The following is a 7,635-nucleotide window of genomic DNA, read 5'->3' as shown; positions in this document are numbered from 1 at the left end:
GGGCCACGCGCACGTTCCCGTGCACGTGGCCCTGACGGGTCGGCGGGTCAGCCGCGGTTGCGGGGCGTGGTGACGTCCACCGTCATCACGCCGTTCTTCGAGTTCACCGACTTCACGGCGATCTTCGTGCCCGTGCCGCCGACGATGACCGAGCCGCCCGGGTTGGACTCGTCGTAGTACGCGTACGGGTCCTTGTCGTTGAAGACGCTCTCCGCCTTCTCCTTCCACGTCCGCAGCGTCGTCATGCCCGCCGCGGTCTCCCGGTGCAGGGTGAACGCGTCGGACTTGCCGAGGCCGAACGTCGCGTCGAACGACTGGATGCGGTTGCGGGCGAGCGCGCCGTCCGACCACCGCAGCGCCTGCGCGTTCGCGTCGACCGGCAGGGCCTGCCCGCCGCCCGGGTGCTGCGACGTGTTGTTGTCGCCGTAGAAGCTGTTCGCGTACCAGACCAGCAGGCCGTCCTGGTACGGGAAGTGCTCCACGGTGTTCGGCTTCGAGAACGTCCAGCCGAAGTTGTACGGCCCGGTCTTCAGGGTCGTGTCGTAGCCGGCGTACTGCCGGTTCTCCGCCACGTAGTAGTGCGAGAACTCGACCTCGTACGTGCCGTCCGCCCCGATGACGTGGAAGCCGTCGTTCGTCCAGTCCCCGAACCCGTCGGAGAAGTCCTCGGTCAGTGCGTCGCCGACGGCCACGTCGTCGACCATGAAGCCCTTGAGGTTCAGGCCGCCGTCGCTCTGGTAGCGGAACCGGACCTGGGCGTCCTGGCCGGCGTAGTCGGCGAGGTCGGCGGTGAGGTCCACCCACTTCTTGCCGGAGTCGCCCGAGATGCCGCCGTTGGCGTCCTCGTCGGAGAGGTTCGTCGCCAGCGGTTCCCAGCTGTCGCCGCCGTCGGTCGAGACGTCCGCGAAGGCGTGGTCGTAGCCGGGCTCGATCGCGTACTGCACCTTGGCGGTGAGGGACGCCCCGTCGGGCACGGTGAACGACGGCGACGTGAGCGTGTAGTTCGCGTTGCTGCCGGTGCCGGAGTAGGCGAACTCCCCGTCGTAGGGGTCGACGCCGAGGTCGACGTCCTTGACGCCGTCCGGGAGGTTCACGACGACGGCCTGCGAGTTCGTCGTCGCGTGGTACGACGGGCCGAGCTTGACCGTGGCGCGCTCGCCCTGGTCGACGGTGGCGTAGTCGAGCCAGCCCAGGAACATCTTCTCCGTGGCGCCCATGTGGTTCGGCGTGGTGCCGATGGTGCCGTCGCCGTGGCCGAGCCACGAGCCGGAGCTCATGAGGGTCCAGAAGGCGGTGCCGTTCTCGCCGCCCTCGGTGTCGTAGTAGTCGGGCAGGCCGAGGTCGTGGCCGAACTCGTGCGCGAAGACGCCGAGCCCGCCGTTCTCCGGCTCCGTCGTGTAGTCACGGATCCAGAGGTCGGAGTCGCCGATCTTGATGCCGCCGACCTTCGGGAACCCGGCCGGGCCGTCGGTGCCCAGCGGGTTGACCGCCCACCGGTGCGACCAGATGGCCGACTCCGGGGCGCCGGCCTCCTCGCCCTCGCCCGCGTGGATGGCCTGGAAGTGGTCGATGTAGCCGTCCGGCTCGTCGAAGATCCCGTCGCCGTCGATGTCGTAACGGTCCCAGACGTCGAACGACTTCAGGTACTCGTCGATCTCCTCGGCCGTCCTGCCCTGCGCGACCTGGTCGGCGTACCACGCGTCGGCGGAGTCCTGCACGAAGCGCGTCATGTCCGTGTTCGACTCGGTCTGCCCGTAGGACGCCGAGTTGTACGGGACCGTGACCCAGTCGGAGACGTCGCCCTGCAGGTCGAAGCGGCCCGAGGACATCTCGTCGTAGACCCCGGCGAACGACTCGCCGCCCTGGTCCTCCAGCCCGGTGAAGAACATCTCCTCGTAGTGCTCCTGGGAGAAGTCCGGCTCCCAGTAGGTGGAGTTGTCGCTGCGCGTGGGCTCCGGGATCTCGTTGTGCTTCGGGCCGGACTGCGGCGCGTCGGGGAAGCGCGTGTCGGCCTGGTCGCCGAAGTCGACCAGGAAGGTGAGCAGCTGCGCCGTCTGCTCGGTCTCGTACTCGACCCACTGGTTCTTGCCGACCTTCACCGACCTCGACGTGTGGGCGCCCTTGCCCCGGGTCTGCACGGTGGCGTCACCCATGGCGACGCGGTCGACGGCCTCCTGCTTGAGCGCGGTGCGCTTCTCGGCCAGCGGGTCGGGACGGTCGTCCTCCTTGACGTGCGCCGCGGGGTCGGACGGTGGGGCGTCGGACGCGGGCGCCGATGACGCCGACGCGGCGAGGCCCGGGGCGAGGACGGCGGCGGTCAGCAGGGCTCCCGCTGCGCCGAACGCGCTCGTGGTGCGTGCTCTCACGGTTTTTCCTCCAGGGGTGTCGGAGCGACCCGGCCGTGGGGGCCGGGCACCGTCGTGCCGGGGCGCGTCGGTGCGCCGGGGCAAACTGTGGCGGGGCACACATAACCACTTCCAGGTTTCACCCGCGAGACGAACAGGACACGTGTCGCTGACCGGCGGGGACGTCGTCAGCCCGCGGCGTCGTACGCCTCGCGCACCCAGGCGGCGACCTCGCCGTCCAGCTCGGCCGGGTCACGGACCTCGACGTGGTGCGTCCACGCGCTGGACGTCGGGTGCACCACCTGCGTCACCCGCGGGGAGCGGTCCTCGCGGGGGAGGACGAACGAGACGACGGCGGGCGCGTCGACGTGGTCGCGCACCCCCACCCACGGCGGCCAGACGAACGCGAACCCGCGCCTGCGGCGGAACGCGACCTGCGTCTTCGTGGTGCGCGTCGTGACGTCGTCGCCGGTCACCTCCGCGACGAGCGCCGCGAACGCCCGGCAGATCGTCAGGCCCGTGGGGGAGTGCGCGAACAGGTCCTCGGGGGTGGACGGCGTGGCGGGCGTCGGCACGGGTCGCGGTCCTCTCGGCGGGCGGTCAGCGCACGAAGGAGGGGGCTCCGGAGCCGGCGGCGAGCCAGCCGAGGGCGTGGCCGATCCGCTCGGCGGACGAGGCGGCGAGGTCCGCGGGGACGTCGTCGGGCGCGAACCAGGCGACGTCGGTGGACTCGTCGTCGGCGACGTGCGCCCGTGCGGCCGACGCGGGGCTCGTCGCGCGGCACAGGAAGCACAGGTCGAGGTACTGCGAGCGGTCGCCGTTCGGGTACTCGACAGGCGGTGTGACGGTGACCGCCACGAGCGCGTCGACCACGACGTCGACGCCCGTCTCCTCGCGCACCTCGCGGGCCAGCCCGACGGCCGGGTCCTCTCCCGGCTCGAGGATGCCGGAGACCACCGCCCACAGGCCGTTGTCGGCGCGGCGTCCGAGCAGCAGCCGGCCGTCGTCGTCGAGCACGACGGCGGACACGCCCGGCAGCCACAGCAGGTCGTGGCCGACGTGGGAGCGCAGGGCGGCGACGAAGTCGGGGACGGGCATGTCGCCGACCCTACGGCCGTCCGGCGCCGACCGCCGGGCCGCCGCCGGGGCCGTCGTCAGGCGACGAGCGACTGACCGCCGTCGACGAACACCTCCGTGCCGGTCACGTGGCTCGCCGCGTCGGACACGAGATAGGCGATGGTCGCCGCGACCTGCGCGGCCACGCCGGGCTGCTCGCCCGTCAGCGGGATCTGTCCCTCGGGGAACTCGGCGGGCACGCCGAGGTCCTCGGTGTGCCGCTGCTCGGTGTTGTCGCCGATCTCGGTGTCGATCGCCCCGGGGCACACGGAGTTGACGCGCACCCCGCGCGGGCCCAGCTCGACGGCGGCCATGCGGGCGAACGCGACCTGGCCGGCCTTGCTCGTCGCGTAGGCCGAGGCGCCGGAGTTGCTGAACGTCCGGGTGCCGTTGATCGACGACACCACGACGACCGCGCCGCCCTGCCGCACGAGCAGCGGCGCCGCGAACCGCAGGGTGTGGAACGTCCCGGTGAGGTTCGTGGCGATCGTGTCGGCCCATTCCTGCGGTGTCAGCTCCTCGAGCGGGGCCCAGACGCCGTTCACGCCGGCGTTGGCGACGACGACGTCGAGCCGGCCGAGCTCTCGCTCGACCCGGGCGACCACGTCGCGCACGGCGCCGGCGTCCGCGACGTCGGCCGCCACGGGCAGCACCGTGCCGCCGCCGCTCCGGATCTCGTCGGCGACGTCGTCGGCGCTCTCCTGCCGGTGTCCGAGCGCGACCACCGTGGCCCCCTCGCGGGCGAGGAGCACCGCCGTCGCGCGCCCGATGCCCGACCCCGCACCCGTGACCAGCGCGACCTTGCCGTCCAGACCCTGCATCGTCCCCGCCCCTCTGTGACTGACACCTCGACCTCTCGACCGTCCCGACGCTAGGGACGAGGACGGATGCTCGCGCGCCGGTCGCGGCGCGGACGGACCGGATGATGGACGCGAGTGGACGGACCCGGGAGGTGCGACGTACCGTCGTGGCCGTGGACATCCGTTGGTATTGGCGCTTTACGCCGGCTCCGGTAGGGGCTCGGCGGGCTGACGCCTGACCGACACCACTTCACCGGAGCCAGCACAGGGCCTGGGACGCATCGTGCGTCCGGGCCCTTCGTCGTCAGACGGGCCGCTCCGGTCGGGCATGGACCACGGTTCGAGAAGTCACGACGACGACGCCGAGCCCCACCCCGACCGCCCCGCCGCCGACACCCTCCAGGAGCCCCACGATGAGCACCGCCACCGGCACCACGTCCGCCACCACCGCCCGCACCGCGCCGTCCGATACCGGCCGGCCGCATACTGACCTGATGGCAGAGACCTCCGACCTGCGGGTCCGCGCGCTCGACCCGCTGCCCGCGCCGGGCGCCATGCGGGCGGAGCTGCCGCTCGGCACCCCGCGCAGCGACCTCGTCACGACGTCCCGCCGCGAGGTGCGCGACGTCCTGCGCGGCGAGGACGACCGCCTGCTCGTCATCGTCGGCCCGTGCTCCGTGCACGACCCGGCCGCCGCGCTCGACTACGCCCGACGTCTGGCACCGGTGGCGCGCGAGCTGTCGGACGACCTGGTCGTCGTGATGCGGGTGTACTTCGAGAAGCCGCGCACCACGGTGGGCTGGAAGGGCCTCATCAACGACCCGCACCTGGACGGCTCCCATGACGTGCACCACGGGCTGCGCCTGGCGCGCGAGGTGCTGCTGGGCGTGCTCGACGCGGGCGTGCCCGCCGCGTGCGAGTTCCTCGAGCCGACGAGCCCGCAGTACATCGCCGACGCCGTGACCTGGGGCGCGATCGGCGCGCGCAACGCGGAGTCGCAGGTGCACCGGCAGCTCGCGTCCGGCCTGTCGATGCCGGTGGGGTTCAAGAACGCGACGGACGGCGACGTGCAGATCGCCGTCGACGGGTGCATCACGGCGGCGAGCGAGCACACCTTCTTCGGGGCGGACGCGGAGGGGCGCGCGGCCGCGGTCGAGACGACCGGCAACCCGGACTGCCACGTCATCCTGCGCGGCGGGCGCGGCGGCCCGAACTACTCCGAGAAGGACGTCGCGGACGCGCTGGCGGTGGCGCGCACGTCCGGCCTCGGCGGGGCCGTGGAGGCGGGCGTCGTGGTGGACGCGTCGCACGGCAACTCCGGCAAGGACCACGTGCGCCAGGCCGAGGTGGTGCGGGAGCTCGCGGCGCGCGTCGCCGACGGCGAGCGGGACGTCACCGGGCTGATGATGGAGAGCTTCCTCGTGGCGGGCGCCCAGAAGCCGGGGCCGCTCGACGGGCTCGTCTACGGCCAGTCCGTCACCGACGCGTGCCTCGACTGGGACACCACGGCCGACCTGCTCGGCGTCCTCGCCGCCGCCGTGCGGGAGCGTCGGGAGGGCTGACCGGGCCGACGTCCGTCCCTGCTTGCCGCCTTCCGCCCGTGGGACGGCAGGCGCCGGGGACGGACGTCGGGCCGCGTGTCAGCGGTCGAGCCGCAGCACGATCCCCGGGCGGACGGGACGCCGGTCCAGCGCAGGCACCGCCTGGACCAGCGCGTCCGGGACCGTGGCCGCCGGGAACCCGCCGGGGGCGGTGCGTGCCCGGACCACGATCCGACGGAGGCGTACCGGCGGGCGCGGCCGGCGGGCGGCCCCGGTGGGCAGGGTGACCTCCGGCTCGACGACCTGCGGAGCTCCCAGCACGCCGTGCAGGACCAGCGCGCACAGGCCTGTCGCGACCGCACCCGGGTGGGCGAGCACCCCGAGGACCGCCGCACGTCGTCGGGCGTGGTCGACGGGATGCGTGCCGTGCGCCGGCCCGACGTCGTAGACCGTCCGTGCCGCCACCTGCCAGTCGCCGCGCCGGACGTGCGCCGCGGCCTGGTCGCGGGTCACGCCGTGCTCCAGGCACTGCCCGACGGACACCAGCCCCGCCTGCCGACCGGCGACGGCCAGCAGCGGGTCGGGCACGGGCGGCAGACGTCGAGGCACGCGTCCGAGTGCACCAGGACGGAGCCGCCGCCGGGCCCGTTCTCCACAGGCAGCCCGACCTCCGTCCCTGGAGCGGGTCTTCCCGCCGGCTGAGAGCAGTGTGCAGGGACGGACGTTGCCGGGGGAGTGACCAGCGGCACACCGCTGAGGCCCATCCGGGACGCCGATCGCGCCGAACCACGGGTGTCCCGGACGGTCCGGGATCGGACACGCGGGGAGCCGATGGCGATCGATCCGGCCGGGCCGGTGCGGCAGACTGACCAGGTGCCGCCAGCCACGACGCCTCCGAGGTCGGCCGACGCCGCCCTCGTGGCGTGCGTCGGCGCGGACCCGGCCACGTTCGGGCCCGTCTACGACGCGCTCGCGCCCGTCGCGTACGGCGTCTCCGTCGGCGTGCTCCGCGACCCGGACCACGCCGCCGAGGTGACGCAGGAGGTGATGGTGGAGGTGTGGCAGACCGCAGCCCGGTTCGACCCGGCGCGCGCCTCCGCGCGCACCTGGGTCGCGACGCTCGCCCGCAGGCGGGCCGTGGACCGTGTCCGCGCGGAGCAGTCCCGGCGCGACCGCGACCAGCGCGACCTCGACGCCTCGACCGCGACCCCCGTGCACGACGTCGTCGCCGAGGACGTCGAGCGGAGGCTCGAGGGCGCGGCGGTACGACGCTGCCTCGACTCGCTCACGGCGACGCAGCGGGAGGCCGTCGTCGAGGCCTACTACGGCGGCCGCACGTACCGCGAGGTCGCAGAGCGCCTCGGCGCCGCGCTGCCGACGGTCAAGAGCCGGATCCGCGACGGCCTCGGCCGCCTGCGCGACTGCCTGGGGGTGGCCCGTGCCTGACGACGACACGACGCGCGACGCCTGGGACCCGCTCCCCGCGTACGCCCTCGACGCCGTGGACGACCTGGAGCGGCGCGCCGTCGAGCGGCTGCTGGAGTCCGACCCCGACGCGCGGCGCGCCCTCGACGAGTACCGCGACGTCGTCGCCGCGTTCGCGGTGGAGGAGGAGCCGCCGGCGCACGTGCGCGACGCGGTGCTCGCGCGGGTAGCAGGCACCCCGCAGGACGCCGCGCGGGGGGCGACCGCCGTGCCCGTGGCGCCGGCCGCCCGGCCGCGCCGTCGGTGGGGCCTGGTCGCCGCCGCGGCGGCCGCCGTGGTCGCCGTCGCCGTGCCGACCACGATCGCCGTCCAGGAGCACCGCGAGGCGACCCGGCTGGAGGCGCAGGC

Annotated in this window: 8 protein-coding genes and 1 pseudogene; 3 read left to right on the top strand and 6 right to left on the bottom strand. The window is 73.9% G+C overall.

Going from position 1 to position 7,635, the window contains the following annotated elements:
* Window positions 1-47: 47 nt before the first annotated feature.
* The 5 genes from ACFWEK_RS16265 to ACFWEK_RS16245 all read right to left on the bottom strand — a co-directional run bounded on the left by ACFWEK_RS16265 (window position 48) and on the right by ACFWEK_RS16245 (window position 4,709).
* The gene (locus tag ACFWEK_RS16265; RefSeq protein ID WP_430554701.1) at window positions 48-2,366 is read right to left on the bottom strand and encodes an immune inhibitor A domain-containing protein; all 2,319 of its coding nucleotides are present in this window, start codon (window positions 2,364-2,366) and stop codon (window positions 48-50) included.
* Between the two features lie 167 nt (window positions 2,367-2,533).
* Window positions 2,534-2,920: a DUF5655 domain-containing protein gene (locus tag ACFWEK_RS16260; protein ID WP_430546092.1), complete on the bottom strand. Its 387-nt coding sequence runs from the start codon at window positions 2,918-2,920 to the stop codon at window positions 2,534-2,536.
* Window positions 2,921-2,945: 25 nt separating this feature from the next.
* Window positions 2,946-3,443, bottom strand: a complete 498-nt coding sequence (locus tag ACFWEK_RS16255; RefSeq protein ID WP_430554700.1) for an NUDIX domain-containing protein — start codon at window positions 3,441-3,443, stop codon at window positions 2,946-2,948.
* A 56-nt stretch (window positions 3,444-3,499) separates the two neighbouring features.
* Window positions 3,500-4,282 (bottom strand): SDR family oxidoreductase, encoded by a 783-nt coding sequence (locus ACFWEK_RS16250; RefSeq protein ID WP_430546094.1) that lies wholly within the window; start codon window positions 4,280-4,282, stop codon window positions 3,500-3,502.
* A gap of 283 nt (window positions 4,283-4,565) precedes the next feature.
* Window positions 4,566-4,709: a hypothetical protein gene (locus ACFWEK_RS16245; protein WP_430554699.1), complete on the bottom strand. Its 144-nt coding sequence runs from the start codon at window positions 4,707-4,709 to the stop codon at window positions 4,566-4,568.
* Between the two features lie 46 nt (window positions 4,710-4,755).
* On the opposite strand from ACFWEK_RS16245, the gene ACFWEK_RS16240 reads away from it, so the two are divergent.
* Window positions 4,756-5,823 (top strand): 3-deoxy-7-phosphoheptulonate synthase, encoded by a 1,068-nt coding sequence (locus tag ACFWEK_RS16240; protein ID WP_430546096.1) that lies wholly within the window; start codon window positions 4,756-4,758, stop codon window positions 5,821-5,823.
* A 78-nt stretch (window positions 5,824-5,901) separates the two neighbouring features.
* Here the strand turns inward: ACFWEK_RS16240 and ACFWEK_RS16235 are convergent, their stop codons facing one another.
* The gene (locus ACFWEK_RS16235; protein ID WP_430554698.1) at window positions 5,902-6,411 is read right to left on the bottom strand and encodes a hypothetical protein; all 510 of its coding nucleotides are present in this window, start codon (window positions 6,409-6,411) and stop codon (window positions 5,902-5,904) included.
* Between the two features lie 264 nt (window positions 6,412-6,675).
* Here ACFWEK_RS16235 and sigK point away from each other — a divergent pair, with 264 nt between their 5' ends.
* Window positions 6,676-7,248, top strand: a complete 573-nt coding sequence (sigK, locus tag ACFWEK_RS16230) for an ECF RNA polymerase sigma factor SigK (RefSeq protein WP_430546098.1) — start codon at window positions 6,676-6,678, stop codon at window positions 7,246-7,248.
* Window positions 7,241-7,635: pseudogene (locus tag ACFWEK_RS16225) on the top strand (hypothetical protein); the annotation flags it as partial. The gene sigK and the pseudogene ACFWEK_RS16225, both read left to right, overlap by 8 nt.

Origin of the sequence: Isoptericola sp. NPDC060257, assembly GCF_042726645.1 — a bacterium.
In the GTDB taxonomy this organism is placed as follows: Bacteria; Actinomycetota; Actinomycetes; order Actinomycetales; family Cellulomonadaceae; genus Isoptericola; species Isoptericola nanjingensis.
This window is presented reverse-complemented; position numbering and strand designations above follow the sequence as displayed.